This window comes from Thermorudis peleae, from assembly GCF_000744775.1.
Classification (GTDB): domain Bacteria; phylum Chloroflexota; class Chloroflexia; order Thermomicrobiales; family Thermomicrobiaceae; genus Thermorudis; species Thermorudis peleae.
In genome coordinates this window covers 458,473-475,923 of sequence record NZ_JQMP01000003.1, presented here as the reverse complement: position 1 = coordinate 475,923, position 17,451 = coordinate 458,473, and the positions used below count along the sequence as shown (strand labels likewise).

The 17,451-nt window shown below is 61.7% G+C and carries 14 protein-coding genes; all 14 read left to right on the top strand.

Annotation, left to right across the window (positions count from 1 at the left end; translation table 11 throughout):
- The first annotated feature begins 10 nt into the window (after positions 1-10).
- The 14 genes from N675_RS05150 to N675_RS05085 all read left to right on the top strand — a co-directional run bounded on the left by N675_RS05150 (position 11) and on the right by N675_RS05085 (position 17,443).
- On the top strand, positions 11-1,114 hold the full coding sequence (locus tag N675_RS05150; protein WP_231577941.1) for an ABC transporter permease: 1,104 nt from the start codon (positions 11-13) through the stop codon (positions 1,112-1,114).
- Entirely contained in the window at positions 1,111-2,019 is a 909-nt protein-coding gene (locus tag N675_RS05145; RefSeq protein ID WP_231577940.1) for an ABC transporter permease, read from the top strand. The genes N675_RS05150 and N675_RS05145 overlap by 4 nt, the downstream gene beginning before the upstream one ends.
- 7 nt (positions 2,020-2,026) lie before the next feature.
- On the top strand, positions 2,027-3,055 hold the full coding sequence (locus N675_RS05140) for an ABC transporter ATP-binding protein (protein ID WP_038038366.1): 1,029 nt from the start codon (positions 2,027-2,029) through the stop codon (positions 3,053-3,055).
- Positions 3,048-4,118, top strand: coding sequence for an ABC transporter ATP-binding protein (locus N675_RS05135; RefSeq protein ID WP_231577939.1), 1,071 nt, complete (start codon positions 3,048-3,050; stop codon positions 4,116-4,118). Before N675_RS05140 ends, N675_RS05135 begins: the two co-directional genes overlap by 8 nt.
- Before the next feature lie 20 nt (positions 4,119-4,138).
- Positions 4,139-4,324 carry a hypothetical protein gene (locus N675_RS05130; RefSeq protein WP_038038365.1) on the top strand — a complete coding sequence of 62 codons (186 nt, stop codon included), beginning with the start codon at positions 4,139-4,141 and terminating at the stop codon, positions 4,322-4,324.
- Between the two features lie 66 nt (positions 4,325-4,390).
- Positions 4,391-6,283 (top strand): ABC transporter substrate-binding protein, encoded by a 1,893-nt coding sequence (locus N675_RS05125; RefSeq protein ID WP_038038364.1) that lies wholly within the window; start codon positions 4,391-4,393, stop codon positions 6,281-6,283.
- Positions 6,284-6,398: 115 nt separating this feature from the next.
- Positions 6,399-8,297 (top strand): ABC transporter substrate-binding protein, encoded by a 1,899-nt coding sequence (locus N675_RS05120; RefSeq protein WP_038038362.1) that lies wholly within the window; start codon positions 6,399-6,401, stop codon positions 8,295-8,297.
- Positions 8,298-8,324: 27 nt separating this feature from the next.
- The gene (locus tag N675_RS05115; RefSeq protein ID WP_051914217.1) at positions 8,325-9,632 is read left to right on the top strand and encodes a Gfo/Idh/MocA family protein; all 1,308 of its coding nucleotides are present in this window, start codon (positions 8,325-8,327) and stop codon (positions 9,630-9,632) included.
- The gene (locus tag N675_RS05110) at positions 9,629-10,666 is read left to right on the top strand and encodes an SIS domain-containing protein (RefSeq protein ID WP_038038360.1); all 1,038 of its coding nucleotides are present in this window, start codon (positions 9,629-9,631) and stop codon (positions 10,664-10,666) included. The genes N675_RS05115 and N675_RS05110 overlap by 4 nt, the downstream gene beginning before the upstream one ends.
- Before the next feature lie 15 nt (positions 10,667-10,681).
- Entirely contained in the window at positions 10,682-11,881 is a 1,200-nt protein-coding gene (nagA, locus tag N675_RS05105; RefSeq protein WP_051914214.1) for an N-acetylglucosamine-6-phosphate deacetylase, read from the top strand.
- Positions 11,868-12,998: a serine hydrolase domain-containing protein gene (locus N675_RS05100; protein WP_051914212.1), complete on the top strand. Its 1,131-nt coding sequence runs from the start codon at positions 11,868-11,870 to the stop codon at positions 12,996-12,998. The genes nagA and N675_RS05100 overlap by 14 nt, the downstream gene beginning before the upstream one ends.
- 3 nt (positions 12,999-13,001) lie before the next feature.
- Positions 13,002-14,225 (top strand): anhydro-N-acetylmuramic acid kinase, encoded by a 1,224-nt coding sequence (locus N675_RS05095; protein WP_038038359.1) that lies wholly within the window; start codon positions 13,002-13,004, stop codon positions 14,223-14,225.
- A 66-nt stretch (positions 14,226-14,291) separates the two neighbouring features.
- Positions 14,292-16,409, top strand: a complete 2,118-nt coding sequence (locus tag N675_RS13600; protein ID WP_051914210.1) for a glycoside hydrolase family 20 zincin-like fold domain-containing protein — start codon at positions 14,292-14,294, stop codon at positions 16,407-16,409.
- 56 nt (positions 16,410-16,465) lie between these two features.
- Positions 16,466-17,443, top strand: a complete 978-nt coding sequence (locus N675_RS05085) for an alpha/beta hydrolase (RefSeq protein ID WP_231577938.1) — start codon at positions 16,466-16,468, stop codon at positions 17,441-17,443.
- The last annotated feature ends 8 nt before the right edge of the window (positions 17,444-17,451 follow it).

The window sequence follows — 17,451 nt, the reverse complement described above, 5'->3', positions numbered from 1 at the left end:
AGGAGTACCTGTGGCACGGCCTGCCACTGTTGAGACAACGTCAGCTCAATCAGCTGCCAGTGCAGCGGCAACACTCGGACGCTTCGCTCTCATCCTCTGGCGAAGCTACATCGTCCGCCGTCTACTGAAAGCCGCCCTCACCATTTATCTCGTCTCGACCCTGACGTTCTTCCTGATCCGGCTCATGCCCGGCAACCCGGTCGACGTCTACATCAACACCCTGATCTCGCAGTACGGTTTCTCCTACCAGGACGCGGCCAACCAAGCCGCAGCGCTCTTCGCGTTCAATCCCAACGAGCCGCTGCTCGCTCAGTACCGCGACTACCTCCAGGCACTCGCGCACGGTGATTTCGGCAAGTCCATTACCTCGCCCGGTACGACCGTGACGAGCATCATTGCAACGTATCTCCCCTGGACCCTCTTTAGCACCGGTCTTGGCCTCCTCCTCAGCTTCGCGCTCGGGGTCCTCCTCGGCATGCTGACTGCCTATCGCCGCGAACGCCCAATTGACCACCTTCTCACCGCGCTCGGCTCCTTCTTCCAGTCCGTACCCAACTACCTCGTCGCCATCGTGATCGTCGTCTTCTTCGGCGTCCGGCTTGGCTGGTTCCCCATCGCCGAAATGCGCGGCGCGTACTCGCCCGGTGTCCAGCCGTCACTCAGTATTAGTTTCATCAAAGACGCGCTCTACCATGCCTCCCTGCCCATCGCGACCTACGTCTTGACGACCATCGGCTCCTGGCTCCTCCTCATGAAATCGTCAACAATCGCCACCCTCGGCGAAGACTTCGTCACTGTCGCACGCGCCCGCGGACTCAAAGATGGCCGCATCATGAGCGCCTATGTCGGTCGCAACGCGATCCTGCCGCTCTTCACCCAGGCAGCGATCGCCGCGGGTTTCGTCGTCGGTGGTGCAGTCGTGATCGAGCAAATCTTCCAATATCAAGGCATCGGCTACATCCTCCTCCAAGCCATTAACCAACGAGACTACCCAATCATGCAGGGCATCTTCCTCATCATCACCTTCGCAGTCGTGCTCGCAAACGTGCTTGCCGACTTGCTCTACAGCCGCCTCGACCCCCGGATTCGCGCCATGGGAGGGAGCCAGCGATGACCGCCCAGCCTGAGCTCCTGGCGATGAAGCCGCCCAGCCTCGCGCACCGCCTCGCACGGAGCCTCCGCCTTGGCCTGAGTGTGCTCTGGCAGAACAAGGTCGGCTTCCTCGGCTTTCTCGGCGTGCTGTTCTTCATTGCGCTCGCCCTCTTTGGCCCGCTCATCGCCCCCTCATCCGGCGAGCCGAACATGGCCCAAATCTATCAGCCGCCAAGCTGGTCTCACCCCCTTGGCACCGATTACGAAGGCCGCGATGTGCTGACGCAAGTCGTGCGCGGCGGCCGTCCAATCATCCTCGTGGGCGCGCTCGCCGCAATCCTCTCCACGCTCATCGCCATCACGCTCGGCGCCCTCGTCGCCTACGTTGAAGGGGTGCTCGACAGCATTGTCATGCTCATCACCGACGTCGTGCTGACGATCCCGCAGTTGCCATTGCTCGTTGTCCTTGCCGCATTCGTCCGGCTGAATCGCCCCTGGCTCCTCGCCCTCATCCTGGCACTGCTCAACTGGCCAACACTGCTCCGGGCCGTCCGTGCCCAGGTCCTCTCCCTCAAAGCGCGTGAGTATGTCGAAGCGGCCCGCGCACTTGACCTTGGCCTGTTCCATATCCTCTTCCGCGAAATCCTGCCCAACATGGCCAGCTACATCTTGATGAGCTTTACCATCGGCATGACTGGCGCCATCTACGGTCAAGTCGTGCTCTACTTCCTCGGTCTTGCCCCGCTTGCCGGCGACAACTGGGGCATCATGCTCAACCTTGCCTGGACACGCGGCGCCATCTTCTACCGCGACAGCATGCCGTATATCCTCGCGCCAGTCATCGCAATCTCACTGCTTCAGCTCTCGATGGTCACCATGACACGATCGCTTGAGCAGGTGTTTAACCCACGATTGCGTGAAGGGTAATGACACGATGACGGCACAAACACCTCACACGCAGCCCGTGCTCGCTGTACGCGACTTGATCGTCGACTACCAAACCCGTGCCGGATGGGTCCACGCTGTGCGCGGCATTAGCTTCGACCTCTATCCCAACGAAAGCCTCGCGCTGATCGGTGAAAGCGGCTGTGGCAAATCGACGCTTGGCCTTGCCCTCCTCCGTCTGCTGCCGAAAAGCGCCGAGACACGCGGCACCGTCCACTACCGTTTCCGCGATGGACAGACCACCGACATCCTGACACTCGACGACGACGCGACCCGCGCGTACCGCTGGAAAGAGTGCGCCATGGTCTTCCAGGGTGCCCTCAACGCCCTCAATCCCGTGCTCCGCATCGCCGAGCAGTTCTGGGACACCGCGCGTGCCCATGCCCGCCTCTCGAAAGCCGAAGTCTATGATCGCGCTGAGCACTTGCTCCGCCTCGTCCAGCTCGAGCCGGGCCGGGTGCTGCGCGCCTACCCGCATGAACTCTCCGGCGGCATGCGCCAGCGGGTCATGATCGCACTTAGCCTGCTGCTCGACCCCCAGGTGATCATCTACGACGAGCCGACCACTGCCCTCGACATCCTCACGCAACGCGCCATCATCGACATGCTGCGTCAGCTTCGCGACCAACTCGGCTTCGCCATGATTTTCATCTCGCACGACCTCGCCCTCGCCGCTGAGCTAGCCGACCGTGTCGCGACAATGTACGCTGGCAAAATCGTCGAACTCGGCAACGTCCGCGAGATCTTCTATCGATCACGGCATCCATATACCGTCGGCTTGCTCAAAGCGGTCCCGCCAATCACTGGCGACCTCTACGAGATCGCCTCAATTCCGGGTAGCCCGCCTGGACTCATCACACCGCCTTCCGGCTGTAGCTTCCATCCACGCTGCCCCTATGCCCAACCACGCTGCAGCCAGGAAGAGCCGCCCCTGTATCACGTCGCCGACGGTCATACCAGCGCCTGCCACTACTGGCAGCGCGTCACCCTCGAACGACAGGTGGTCGAGCATGCCTGAGCTTCAGCTTGCCCTTGACCAGGTCACCCAGGAATTCCGCGTTGGTCGGCGTTCGGTTCGCGCAGTCGATCATGTCTCGCTCACCATCGCCCCGGGCCAGGTCATCTGTCTCGTTGGCGAAAGCGGCTCTGGCAAGACAACAACCGGCAAAATTGCTGCAGGATTGCTCAAACCTACGGCCGGCAGCGTGCGCTTCGGCGGTCAGGACATCTGGCAACTCGACCATGACGCATTCCGCCGTTTCCGCCGTGCCGTCCAGATCATCCACCAGGATCCCTACGCATCGCTCAATCCGGTCCATACCGTCTACGATACCCTTGCCGCGCCCCTCCAGCATCACGGCTTCACGCGCGGCCAGGCCGCCACACTCCGGCGTGTCCACGAGCTGCTTACCCTCGTTGATCTCACGCCTCCCGAAAACTTCCTCTGGAAATACCCGCATCAACTCTCTGGTGGCCAGCGCCAGCGTGTCGCCATCGCGCGAGCCCTGACCGTCCAACCCCAGTTCATCGTGGCCGATGAGGCAACCTCGATGGTCGACGTCTCCATTCGGGTCAGCCTGCTGAACACCCTTCGCCGCCTGCGCGACGACTTGGGCGTCGGGTTCTTGTTCATCACGCACGACCTTGCAATCGCCAAATATTTCGGCTGGGAAGGCTCGATCGCCGTCATGTACCTTGGCCGCGTCGTCGAAATCGGCCCGACTCCAGCCTTAATCAACACCCCGCAGCACCCATACACCCGTGCCTTGCTCGCTGCGATCCCGGAGCCCGATCCAGATCTGACCCGCAGCAAGCAGAAGCTGCAGCTCCGCAGTCTTGATATTCCCAGCCTCCTCAACATTCCACCGGGCTGTAGCTTCCACCCACGTTGTCCACTCTTTGAAGCCGGCTTGTGCGACACGATCGTGCCGGAACTGACGCCACTGGATGGACGACGGGTCGCCTGCCACATCGTCGCTCGTGAGCACGCGAACGGTCATGCGCTGCCACCGGCAGCAGCGGGAACAGGGGGTGAGAGCACAGCGCTGTCGCCGTCAAGCGGTCTGAATCCATCCGGGTAACGGCAGAGCGGGACGGCAGGATGTCACCAGAACTCGGGCGCGCAGCCTTCACACTCGTGCTGTTCTTTCTCATCCTTAGCCTGTTCGCGGTCGCCCTCGCCCCGCGTGGCACGCCTGCCTTCCCCATCAGCCTCGTGAGCCTGTTCATCAGCCTCTGCTTTCTCGGGCTTGTCATCGCGCTTGTTCGGCGACAGCGACATGAATGAACAGCACAGCGTGGACACATTGTCGTGAACGGTCAGAGCAACACCAAGCCGAGAGGAGGAGCAACCATGACGCAAGAGCGCCACATGCCACGACTGAGCCGACGCCGGTTCCTGGCGTTCGTCGGTGGTGCCACCGCAAGTGCGATGCTCGCGGCCTGCGGCGGCGGGAGCAAGGCCACGCCAACCACCGCCCCCGCACAAACCAGCGCATCACCAACCGCTGCGGCAGCTGGCCAAACACCGACTGCTGCGGCAACGCCGACCAAGGCCGCCGTTGCGACGACCGGCAAAGAATTCCATGGTGCGTGGCCGTACCTTGTGCCACCGAACGGCCATTTCAACCTGCTCGATGGCGTGACCAAAGGAATCCTCGCCGGCGGCATTTACCACGACGTCGTCCTCTCCCCCATGGCCATGTACTACTGGAAACAGAAGCAGTGGCTGCCGCTCTTGGCCGAGAAGTGGAGCTTCGACCCAAGCGCCAACACCTTCACCGTCACGCTCAAGACCGGGCTCAAGTGGAGCGATGGCTCGTCCTTGACGTCCAAGGACGTGGCCACAACCCTCTGGTGTGTCCGCGCCCTGCGAAACGTCGTCTGGAAGTACATCGACACGGTCGAAACACCAGACGAGCGCACGGTGCGCGTCCACATGAACAATCCTTCCACCGTCGTCGAACGCTACATGCTCAAGCTCCACATCGTCGCCGACAAACAGTACGGCAGCCTCGCCAAGCAAGTCCAAGACCTCTTCAATAGCGGCAAGAACATGGACGCGCCCGAAGGCCAGCAAGTGCTCAATGCTATTACCAACTTCCGCCCCGACCAGATCCTGGCGAGCGGCCCATTCCAGTTCGATTACAAGAGCATCACCAACGCCCAGCTCACGCTCGTCAAGAACCCGAACGGTGTCAACGCCGACAAGGTGCTCTTTGATAAGCTCGTGATCTTCAATGGCGAGACACCTGACGTCACGCCGGTTGTGCTCTCCAAGCAAGTCGATTACGCAACACACGGCTTCCCGCCCGCGACCGAAAAGGCCTTCCAGCAGGCTGGCATCCGGATCATTCGCCCGCCGGTCTACTCCGGCCCGGCCTTGCTCTTCAACCTGGACAAGCTGCCAGAGTTCAAGGACAAGCGGGCTCGGCAGGCCATCGCCCATGCCATTGACCGCAACCAGAACGGCACAGTCGCCCTCGGCGACTCAGGCAAAGCCGTGAAGTATATGGCAGGCTTCTCCGACATCATGGTGCCGGACTGGCTTGGGCAGGATACCCTGAGCAAACTCAACACCTATCCGTATGACACCAGCAAGGCTGAACAATTGCTTACCGCTGCTGGCTGGAAGAAGAACGGCAACACCTGGCAGACACCAGATGGCAAGAACGCCGAGTATGAATTGCTCTTCCCCGCCGAATACGCTGACTGGTCGGCCGCAGCGCAGAACGCTGCCGAACAGCTGACCAAGTTCGGCATCAAGGTCACGCCACGCTCAATCACCTATAGCCAACAGCCGATTGAGGTTGACAAAGGTAACTTCCAGCTGGCAATTCAGGCATGGGGCTCGAGCACCAACCCGCATCCCCACTTCTCCTTCGTGCAAGACCTCTTCACCCACAACATCCCGATTGCCGCCAACCAAGGCGGCAAGGGCATGGCGTTCGAGCTCAAGCAGCAGACCGATGTGCTCGGTCAAGTTGACCTCGAACAGCTCGTCGTCCAAGCTGGCCAAGGTCTTGATGAAGCGAAACAGAAAGACGCAGTCGCCAAGGTCGCGCTCGCCTTCAACGAACTGGTGCCGATGGTCCCACTCTGGGAGCGTTACGGCAACAATCCGGTGATCGAAGGCGTGCGTGTTCAACCGTGGCCTGCTGATAGCGATCCGATCTATCTCAACGCGCCCTATGGGGACAACTTCTGCGTCATGATGCTGCTCACGGGCACGCTCAAACCAGTCTAGTGTCAGCCTCGCACTGAGCAGGCGCGCGAAGCGCATGGTTGCGCTTCGCGCGCCCCCTCTGGGGGAGCACACAGCGGCTGGAGAACAGGGAGCAGTAAGAGAAAAAGTAAGGAGGATGGTCCAGTTGCATAGCCCTGAGACGACACCCCGCTATAGCCGCCGTCGGTTCTTGACCCTTACTGGTGGCATTGCCGCAAGCGCACTGCTCGCTGCCTGCGGCGGCAAGCAGACAAGCCAGGGCGGCAGTACGCCCACCGCTGGCAACACGACCAGCACGACAACACCGGCCACGACGTCCGCACCGGCTACTGCGACACCCGCACGCACGACAACTGGGGGAACGAAAGAAATTCACGGTGCAGCCTCGTACCAGCTGCCACCGAACGGCCACTTCAATCTCCTCGAGGGCGTGACCCAAGGCATCCTCGCGCCCACAATCTACTACGATCTCGTGCTCGCTCCAAGCGCAATGTACTACTGGAAAGAACAGAAGTGGATGCCACTGCTCGCCGAGAAATGGGGGTTCGATGCCAACGCCGGGACCTTTACCATCAACCTCAAGAGCGGGTTGAAGTGGAGTGATGGCTCACCACTAACATCGCAAGATTACCTCGCAACCTTCTGGTGCGAATGGGTCTTGCGCAACGTACTCTGGAAATATGTCAAAACCGTCGAAGCTCCGAACGACACAACGATTATCTTGCGCTTGAGCGACGTTTCAAGCGTGGTTGAACGCTACGCGCTGAAGTTGCACATCGTGCCAGCAAAGCTCTACGGTCAATACGGCCAGCAAGCACAGCAACTCGCGCAAGCTGGCAAGACCCAGGACGATCCCGAGGCCAAAGCACTGCTCGATCAGATCACCCGTTTCCGCCCCGACCAGATCCTCGCAAGTGGGCCCTTCCAGTTCGACTATAAGAGCATTACCAACGCCCAGCTCGTGCTGGTCAAAAATCCCAACGGCGTCATGGCCAGCACCACACACTTCGATCGCGTTGTCCTCTATAACTACACCGGCCTTCCCGATCTAACGACCCTGGTTCTCTCCAAGCAAATCGACTATCACACCGGCGCATTCCCTCCGCCAACGGAGAAAGCGCTAATCCAGCAAGGCTTTCGCATTATCCGTCCGCCGATTTACTCTGGCCCCGCTCTCGGCTTTAACTTGGACAAGGTACCGGAGTTCAAGGACAAGCGCGTCCGCCAGGCACTGGCCTACCTGATCGATCGCAACCAGAGCGGGGCAGTCTCGTTGGGCGATTCTGGTAAAGGCGTCAAGTACATGGCTGGCTTCTCCGACGTCCTCTTGCCAAGCTGGCTTGATGCTGATGCAATGGGCAAACTCAACACCTATCAACGCGACCCGAATAAAGCCGCGCAACTCCTGACCGCTGCCGGCTGGAAGCAAACGGGAGACGGCTGGCAGACGCCGGACGGCAAGCCGGCCAAGTACGAACTAGTCTTCCCCTCTGGCTATCCCGACTGGTCAGCCTCTGCCCAAAATATCGCTGACCAGCTCAAGCCAGCGTTCCAGATCACCTTACGCAGCATCGACACGCCCCAATACACCAACGAGATCGCTAAAGGAAATTTCCAATGGGCAATTCTCGCCTGGGGATCGAGCAGCAGCCCACATCCACACTTCTCCTTTGTCCAAGACCTTTTCACCAACAACATTCCGATCGCCGCGAATTTCGGCGGCCGCGGTATGGCGTTCGAACTCAAGCAGCAGACCGATGTCGTGGGCCCGGTCGACCTTGAGCAACTCGTCGTCCAAGCCGCGGCTGGACTTGATCAGGCCAAGCAACGGCAGACCGTCACGACTTTAGCGCTCGCCTTCAACGAACTCTTACCTATCATTCCACTCTGGGAGCGCTACGGGAACAATCCAGTGCTTGAAAACGTTCGCGTCAAGCCATGGCCGCCGGATAGCAACCCGATCTACCTGAACTCACCCTACGGCGACAACTTCGGGATCATGATGCTCATGGATGGCACGCTCCAACCCGTCTAATCCGCAGAGGAGGAGGGATACGCAGCAATGGCAAAGCCAGTCGAGCTCGTCATGGTCGGCGCGGGAAACCGCGGGTATCTTGCCTACGGCGGCTACGCCGAACGCCATCCAGAAGATGTGCGGTTCGTTGCCGTCGCCGAGCCTGATGAAGGGCGTCGTGCGCGCTTCGCGCAGGCCCACCATATCCCGCCCGAGCGCCAGTTTCGCTCGTGGGAAGAGCTTGCCGAGCGCCCACAGCTTGCTGAGGGGCTGGTGAACGCCACCATGGATCGCCAGCATTTCCCTAGCACTGTCCAGTTCCTGGCCCTCGGCTACCACGTCCTTCTTGAAAAGCCGATGACGACGACACCCGAACACGCGGTCCTCCTGGCGCAACTCGCCGAGCGCCACGGGCGGATCCTGCAGATCGCGCACGTCTTGCGCTATGCTCCCTTCTTCCGCACGATCTACGAGATCGTCACCAGCGGACGGCTCGGCGAGATCGTCTCTCTCGACTGGCGCGAGAACTTGAGCTTCCTCCACTTCGCCCATAGCTTCATCCGTGGCAACTGGTCGAATACCGAACGTGCAAGCCCCATGATCCTGACCAAGTGCTGTCACGACCTCGACCTTCTGGTCTGGATCATTGGCCGGCACTGCGTCCGTCTCTCCTCCTTTGGCTCACTCACCCATTTCACGCCACAGCGCGTTGGCCCAGAGATCCCCGAGCGGTGCACTGATGGCTGCCCAATCGCCGACAACTGCCCATACTACGCGCCACGGATCTACCTCGACCTTGTGCCGCCAACGAGCCCCTTCCGCCAAGCAGTCTCGCTCGACCAGAGCCGCGAAGGCATGCTCGCAGCCTTGCGCACAGGCCCATATGGCCGCTGCGTCTATCACTGCGACAACACAGCCGTCGACCACCAGGTTGTCCTCATGGAATTCGATGGCCAACTCGCTGTGTCGTTAACGATGCAAGGCTGCTCACACGTCGAGGGACGAACGGTGCGCATTGACGGCACGCGCGCAACGCTGTTGGCCAACGAGTCACGCCGCGAAATCCAGCTCTTTGACCATCTCACTGGCACAGCAGAAACGCTTCGTCTGGCAACGCCGCCTGGTGGGCATGGTGGCGGCGATGAAGGGCTGATGCGGGCATTCGTCGCCGCTGTGCGTGAAGGGCGGCCGATCTTGACCTCGGCCCAGCAGTCGGTTGAAAGCCATTTGCTCGCCTTTGCGGCCGAAAGCGCGCGATTAGGTGGCGCAGTCGTCAACATGGAGGAGTTTCGCCAAAAGGTGACGGAGGCAGCAGCACACTTACCTGAAGCAGTCGGCGGGGCCGTAACGCGATGAGTGTGTTAGCTGAGGAAATCGCCGAACAGCCAGAGGTGCTGGCCCGGGCGCTCATCCAGGCGCAGCCAGCCGTCGAAGCCGCGGCGAACGCAGTCGTGACCTTTGCCCCTGACAGCGTCGTCATTGCGGCACGAGGCAGCTCTGACAACGCAGCGCGCTATGCCCAGTACCTCTTCGGCGCACTTAACCGGCTCGTTGTCGCACTGGCCACGCCATCACTGGTGACGCTCTACCACCAGCCACCGAACTTTGCTGGCAAGCTCGTGATCGGCATTAGCCAATCCGGACGATCGCCCGACATTGTTGGAGTCATTGCCGAAGCACGGCAACAAGGCGCGCTCACCCTTGCGATTACGAATGACCCTTCCTCGCCACTCGCCGCCAGTGCAGCCCACGTGCTTCCCCTCTACGCAGGACCGGAACGCGCGCTACCAGCAACCAAGACCTATACGGCGCAGTTACTCGTGTTGGCAATGCTGAGTGCAGCGCTCAGCGGTGATCAAACCCGATGGAATGCGCTGCGCCAGGTCCCGGCCTTGGTGCAGGAAACGCTGATGCGCAACACGATCATTGCGCAACGGGTTGAGCGCTTTCGCTATGCCGATCGCTTTGCGGTCATCGGGCGCGGCTTTAACTACGCGACCGCGTTCGAAATCGCGCTCAAAGTGAAAGAGACAAGTTACGCCATCGCCGAGCCATATTCATCAGCAGACTTCCGCCATGGGCCAATCGCGCTCATTGAACCAGGCTTCCCAGTTGTGCTAGTTGCCCCAAGTGGACTCGTCTTCGCGGATATGGCTGCTCTTGCGCATGAGCTTGCGGCACTCCGGGCGGAGCTTATCGTGATTTCGGATGATGCCGCGCTGCTCGAACGCGCCGGAACGCCGTTACCATTGCCACCTGGCGTGCCAGAATGGCTCTCGCCGCTGGTTGCGGTCATCCCCGGCCAGCTCTTCGCGCTCCATCTTGCACTGCTCCGCGGCCTTGACCCCGATCAGCCTCGAGGGCTGCGCAAAGTGACGGAAACGCGGTAGTTAAGGGGTGGGGGAATGGCGCTGACACTCGAGGACGTCCACATCATTGATGCAAGAGGCGAGCAACCGGCAAGTCGGATTGTCCTTGACAACGGGCACATTTTCGCTGTCGGGCCAGACGTGACACCGGCTGGCCACCGTGTCGCACTCGACGGCATGCTCGCGCTGCCTGGATTCATTGAGCTGCACACCCACGGCGGAGGTGGTTTTGCCCTTCACACAACTGATCCTAACGAAATCCTCGCGTACGCACGGTGGGTCGCATCAACCGGTACAACGGCTTTTCTGATCACCGTTGTGGGGGTGCCGCAGGCACTACCAATCGTCCAGTTGCACGCTGCGGCGAGCGCGATAGCCCAGACAAGCCAGGGAGCTGAGCCGTTAGGCATTCACCTCGAAGGACCATACCTCAATCCAACGCGGCGAGGCGCTCATCATCCCTCGTGGCTGCGACTTCCTGACCCCGACGATGTCCGCGCCCTCCTCGCTGCCGCCCAAGGGCAACTCCGCCTCGTTACACTTGCGCCAGAACTGCCTGGGGCAGCTGCCGCAATTACGCAGTTCCGAGACGCGGGGGTAACTGTCAGTATTGGCCACACGGACGCAAGTTATGAGCAGGCCCGTGACGCGATCGCCCACGGCATTTCGCATGCGACGCACTGCTTCAACGCGATGCCACCGCTGCTTCACCGTGCTCCGGGACCACTCGGCGCGATCATCGAAGCCAAGCATGTGACAGGCGAACTGATCGTCGATGGCGTCCACGTTCATCCGGCGGCAGCACGAGCGTTACTCTACGCGCTTGGCGCCGAGCGCACCGTGGCGATCACAGACGCCCAACCGATTGCGGGTGTAGCTGAACTTCGCGGTTTTACATTCGCTGGCCAGCCAGCCGAAGTGCGCGACGGAGCAGCCCGGCTGGCCGACGGAACCATCGCTGGCAGCATCCTCACGATGGACCAAGCGCTGCGCAACCTTGTCCAGACGCTGGAACTTGACCTGCCGACAGCAAGTCGCTTGCTGAGCCTCAACCCGGCACGGGTTGCAGGGGCAGCAGAACGCAAAGGCATCATCGCTGCTGGGTATGACGCTGACATCGTGCTCCTCGACAAGGGCCTTTGCGTGCAGGCAACGTTCTGCCGTGGCCGGCTGGCGTACGTGAGCGAGGAATGGCGGGAGCGGTTCCCGGCGGAGGCCGCATATGCCACGCACTAGCGCTGCACTGGCGGCCGCCTGGCAACAGGTCGTGGCTGGAGGAGAGCAGGCCTATGCGGGAGCGGTGCTGCTTGTTCAGCATCGCGATGCAATCGTTTGGTGGGAAGCGACCGGCTGGGCACTTCATCCATCGTGCATCGGCGATCCTGCGACACCGCCAGAGGTGACTGAGCCCATTGCAATGACGCGGCACACGCTCTTCGACCTGGCCTCATTAACGAAGGTCGTGGCAACCACGCCGATCGTGCTGCAACTCGTCGCTGAAGGACTGTTTCAGCTCGAGACGCCATTGGGACAACTTCTTCCTTCACTCGCCACCTCACCATACGCCAGCGCAACGATCCGTCACCTGCTTACGCACACGGCTGGGCTTCCAGCCTGGCTGCCGCTTTATCTTGACGCTCACGGCGAGGCAGCGTATGCAACGGCAATTGCCGAGACAATGCCCATTGGAGAGCCAGGAGCACAGGTGGTCTACAGCGACTTAGGCTTCATCCTCCTAGGCATACTCGTCCAGCAACTGACTGGCGCGGATCTGGCAACGGCTGCACGCCAGCGTGTCTTTGCGCCGCTTGGACTGGCCAGCCTTCAGTTTTGTCCGCCCCGGTCGTTGCGGCGGCAGATCGCCGCAACAGAACGCGGCAACAGCTACGAAGCCAACAACGTTGGAGCGCGAGGGCACGGGTTTCCCTGGCGAACCTCGCTGATCTGGGGCGAGGTACACGACGGCAATGCGTACTACGGGCTGGACGGGATTGCCGGGCATGCTGGACTCTTCGGCACAGCCGAGGACCTCGCACGCTACGCTGCCGCATGGTTACACGGTGATGAACTGCTCCCTGGCGCGCTCGTTGCTGAAGCAACGACTCAGCAGGCACCCGGGCGCGGCTTAGGCTGGGTTTGTGCTGACACGTCTTCGCCGCTCTCCGCCCCCTTGAGCATGCGAGCTTTTGGTCACACTGGCTTTACGGGCACCATGCTCTGGGTCGATCCGCTACGGGACCTGATCGTCGTACTCCTGACCAACCGCGTGCATCCGGTTGTGCGCGAAGGGATACAAGCGGTGCGAGCAGCGGTGCTGAGGGAATTGGCTGCTGCCTTCCCAGCGAGGGGATAGGTGATGAGCGCGACACCGCAGCGTTGCCTCGGGCTGTTGTCGGGGACATCGGCAGATGGGGTTGACGCAGCCCTGGTTACGATCAGCGGGGCAGGCGAGCATGCTCGCCTCACGCTCACGGCTTTCGCGACCTATCCGTATCCAGCAGCGCTGCGACAGGAATTGTTTGCGCTCTTCGCCCAAACCGCACCAGTGTTACCGCGACTCTGCGTCCTGGACACATTGATTGGCGAAGCATTCGTCACCGCTGCACAGCACCTTTGTGACGCGGCAGGCGTGCCTCTGCAGGCACTCATGGTTATTGGCTCGCATGGGCAGACAGTTTGGCATCAGCCGGCTCCTGACCCATCACTGCCACTTGCGGCATCGGGCACGCTTCAGATTGGCTCACCTGCGGTGATCGCTCAGCGGACTGGCGTGCCGGTCATTGCAGACTTCCGATCGGCCGATATTGCGGCGGGCGGACAAGGCGCTCCACTGGTGCCGTATTTCGACTGGGTCGTCTTCCGTCATCCAACGGTGCACCGGGCTGTTCAGAACCTTGGCGGCATTGCGAATGTCACGTATGTGCCAGCTGGCGCTGGGCGCGATGACGTGCTGGCGTTCGATACCGGGCCGGGCAATATGCTCATCGACGGCGTTGTCCAACTGCTTACGGATGATGCACAGGCGTATGACCGTGATGGGCAGCTTGCAGCGCGTGGCCGGGTTTTGCCAGAACTGCTGGCCTTTCTTCTTGACGATCCGTATTTCCAGCTCCCACCGCCGAAGACAACCGGCCGCGAAGCCTATGGACGGGAACGCTGCCGCGCGATTCTCGAGCATGTCGGCTTGCGGCCGGGTGCGCTCCGGCTAGGGGCAGAACCCAAAACGGTCGAGTTTCAGCGCGCCTGTGATCTTCTGGCAACGCTGGTCGCCTTGACGGCTGAGAGCATTGCCGAGGCATACCGACGTTGGTTGGGGCCGGTCGATGAGGTCATCGTCGGCGGCGGCGGAACGCGCAATCCAGTGCTGATGGCTGCGCTTGCGCGAGCGCTGGCACCGGCCCGCGTCGTTCCCCACGAGGCGTATGGCATTGACAGCAAGGCAAAAGAGGCGATGGCGTTTGCGTTGCTCGCCCACGATGCGCTGCTTGGGCTGCCAACGAATATGCCACGGGCAACCGGTGCTCGCCAGGCAGTCACGTTAGGGTCACTGACGCCGCCACGGTTGGGAGCACCGCCGTAGCTGCGTGCAGTTTGCATGGATCGGCGCAGGAACTCGTGTTCGGGTCGACTCTCGAGGAGGATGGCAATGACCACAGAATTGCCGTTGCTTCCGATGCCACGCGAGGTCACGCGTGGGCCAGCGGATGAGGCGTTCACGCTCACGGCACACACGGCAATCGTGCTGAGCGCGGCAGCGAGTGAGGAAACGTTCTTTGCAGCACGCTGGCTCCAAGCAGCGGTGCGCGAGGCCACGGGGCTGACGCTGACTATTCGGCGCGCGCTCTCGCTTGATGAGGCGGGCGCGATAGTGCTTGCCGTCGCTGGGCGCGACGAAGCAGCCGGGACGCTGGCGACGCTGCCAGCCGAAGGGTACAGCTTGCGCATCACGGCTGACCGGGTCACGGTCACCGGGGTTGACGAGGCTGGGCTGTTTTACGGCGTCCAGACGCTCTGTCAATTGATCCAAACCAAAGGCGGCCGGTTGCCCGCACTGACGATTCGGGATTGGCCGCGGCTGGCGAACCGTGGGGTCATGCTGGATGTCTCCCGGGGCAAAGTGCCGACGAGAGAAACCCTCTATCGGCTGATCGACTACCTGGCGAGCTTGAAGTACAACCATTTCCAGCTCTATATCGAGCACACGTTTGCCTTCCCGAGCGTACCGGAACTGCAAGACGGCACTGATCCGCTGACGGCTGACGATATCCTCGCGCTTGATGCGTACTGCGCCGCGCGACACATTGCCTTTGTGCCCAACCTGCAGTCATTTGGTCATCAGCGGCGGCTGCTTTCTCTGCCCCGCTTTTCGCATCTTGATGAGGTCGGCTGGCGCTGGAGTCTGACGCCAGCACGTGAAGAGACGTATACGTTGCTCGACACGCTCTACCGCGAGTTTCTACCCAATTTCCGCGCGCCCTGGTTCAACGCTGACTGCGATGAGACGTGGGATCTGGGTACTGGGCAGGCGCGTGCATTGGCGGAGCAACTCGGTCGTGGCCGTCTCTACTTGCGCCATCTTGTGCGCATCCGTGAGCTTGCTGCGCGCTACGGCAAGCAGTTGATGGTCTGGGCAGATATCCTCGTGCATTATCCCGATCTGCTCGGGGAATTACCCGAGGATATTGTGCTGCTGGACTGGTGGTATGAGGCGCAAGACAGCTATCCGACGACGACATTGCTTGGCCAGAGCGGGCGGCGCTTCTGGGTTTGCCCGGGCACCTCGAGCTGGAACACGCTTTTCCCACGGATCGAGAACGCGATCGGGAATATTCGGAACTTCGTGCGTGACGGGTTGGCGGCTGGCGCCGAGGGTATGTTGCTGACCGACTGGGGCGACTACGGGCATTATCAGCCATTGTCTCTCTCCTGGTATCCCTACGCCGTTGGAGCGGCCGTGGCCTGGCATGGACCAGAAACGACTGACGCGGACATCGATGCAGCGTTTGCACCGCTGGTCCTGCGCCGTCCGGCTGGCGACGCGGCCATGGTCGCGATTCGGCAACTTGGGCGAGCTGTTACCGCATCGACGCTCGGATCATCGAACCGCTCGAACAGTGCCTATGCTCTCTTTGATGACCCGCTGACGGGGCGGCTCATTGCGGAAGCTGACCCAACTGCGCTCGAGGCGCTGGAGGCAGCGGCGACCGACGCGGCGCAGGCGTGGGCAACGCTTCCTGACCCCTGGCTACGGTACGATTATGGCTTCATTGCGCGATTGACGGCATTTGCAGCCCGCAAGGCGCGACAAGCGCAACGGCGGCGTGAGCAACTGCGGACGCTGCCTGATCCGCAGCCGGAGGAGGGACGCGCCCGGGGGCTGGCCGTGCTCGACCAGATGCTTGACGAGTTGCAGGCAGAGCGGTCTGCGCTTCTGGCATACCGGCAGGAGTTCGAGCAGTGCTGGCTGCGTCATGCGCGGCGCAGTGAGATTGAGCAGACGCTGCAGCGTTTCCGTGCGCTTGATGGGCGCTATGCTGCAGCACTCCAGTGGCTGGCTGACCAGCGTGCGCGCTATGCGCAAGGCAACGCGCTCGACGCTGAGGCAACAAGCTATCAGCCAGGGCCCTACGCGGTGCTGTGGGAAGAAGGGTTCTGGAACATTGTGGAACTGGCGAAGCTGGCCGGCATCGAGGCAGTCCCCGACTGGGCACGAGAGATCGTGCTCCAGACAGGATTAGTTGGCGGGTTGAGCAGCGGCAGTTAGGCGCTGAGCGTACGCTCTGGATCGCCTTGTGCCGGAAGAGAGGAGAAGGGATAGCGATGCTGAACCGGCTTGACCCTGAACTCGCCGCAGCCCTGGCAGCACTACCGGAAGAATGGCTGGTCGACTTACACGATATTCCAGCTGCACGGATTACGGCGCTCGAACGTTCGCGTCGGCTGGCAGCTCAGGCGCCACCACTGCCAGCAGGGGTGACGATCAGCGACGCGCAGGTGCCTGCGCAGGGCGACCGGCCAGCGATACCCGTTCGACTGTATCAGCCGGAGGGCGTTGCGCGCCCAGCGCCTGCATTGCTGTGGATTCACGGCGGCGGCTACGTCATGGGCACCGTTGCGCAAGAGGACTACCGGCTTGTGCCGCTTGCGCTGCAGGTGCCGTGTGTGATCGTCTCGGTCGATTACCGGCTGGCGCCGGAGCATCCGTATCCGACACCACTTGAGGACTGCTATGCCGCCTTACGCTGGGTGTGGGATGAAGCAACGGCGTTGGGAATCGATCCACAGCGGATTGCGATCGGCGGGGCAAGCGCTGGCGGCGGGTTAACGGCTGCGTTGGCGCTGTTGGCGCGCGACCGCGGCGAGGTATCCGTGGCCTTTCAACTGCTGATCTACCCGATGCTGGATGACCGGAACCAAACGCCATCGAGTTACGAGGTGACGGATCGGCGATTGATCTGGACGCGGGAGCTGAACCTGATTGGCTGGCGGGCCTATCTTGGGCGAGAGCCGGGCAGCGCTGACGTTCCGGCGTATGCTGCACCGGCCAGAGCTGAGGATCTGACGGGGCTCCCGCCAGCCTATGTCATGGTCGGCGAATGCGACCTCTTCCGGGATGAAGACATTGCGTATGCCCAGCGACTGCTGCAGGCCGGCGTTGCGACGGAACTCCATGTCTACCCAGGCGCGTTTCACGGGTTTGACGGGTTTGCGCCGCAGGCGTCAGTGAGCCAGCGGGCGCGGGCAGAGATCGCGGCGGCGCTCCAGCGTGCGTTCCAGGGCGGCGTGCGCACAGCGTAGTGGCGCGT

Coding starts and splice junctions, on each gene's coding strand:
- N675_RS05110 (WP_038038360.1), top strand. CDS start 9,629: ATGAGTGTGTTAGCTGAGGAAATCGCCGAACAGCCAGAGGTGCTGGCC.
- nagA (WP_051914214.1), top strand. CDS start 10,682: ATGGCGCTGACACTCGAGGACGTCCACATCATTGATGCAAGAGGCGAG.
- N675_RS05085 (WP_231577938.1), top strand. CDS start 16,466: ATGCTGAACCGGCTTGACCCTGAACTCGCCGCAGCCCTGGCAGCACTA.
- N675_RS05125 (WP_038038364.1), top strand. CDS start 4,391: ATGACGCAAGAGCGCCACATGCCACGACTGAGCCGACGCCGGTTCCTG.
- N675_RS05115 (WP_051914217.1), top strand. CDS start 8,325: ATGGCAAAGCCAGTCGAGCTCGTCATGGTCGGCGCGGGAAACCGCGGG.
- N675_RS05135 (WP_231577939.1), top strand. CDS start 3,048: ATGCCTGAGCTTCAGCTTGCCCTTGACCAGGTCACCCAGGAATTCCGC.
- N675_RS13600 (WP_051914210.1), top strand. CDS start 14,292: ATGACCACAGAATTGCCGTTGCTTCCGATGCCACGCGAGGTCACGCGT.
- N675_RS05145 (WP_231577940.1), top strand. CDS start 1,111: ATGACCGCCCAGCCTGAGCTCCTGGCGATGAAGCCGCCCAGCCTCGCG.
- N675_RS05100 (WP_051914212.1), top strand. CDS start 11,868: ATGCCACGCACTAGCGCTGCACTGGCGGCCGCCTGGCAACAGGTCGTG.
- N675_RS05130 (WP_038038365.1), top strand. CDS start 4,139: ATGTCACCAGAACTCGGGCGCGCAGCCTTCACACTCGTGCTGTTCTTT.
- N675_RS05140 (WP_038038366.1), top strand. CDS start 2,027: ATGACGGCACAAACACCTCACACGCAGCCCGTGCTCGCTGTACGCGAC.
- N675_RS05095 (WP_038038359.1), top strand. CDS start 13,002: ATGAGCGCGACACCGCAGCGTTGCCTCGGGCTGTTGTCGGGGACATCG.
- N675_RS05120 (WP_038038362.1), top strand. CDS start 6,399: ATGGTCCAGTTGCATAGCCCTGAGACGACACCCCGCTATAGCCGCCGT.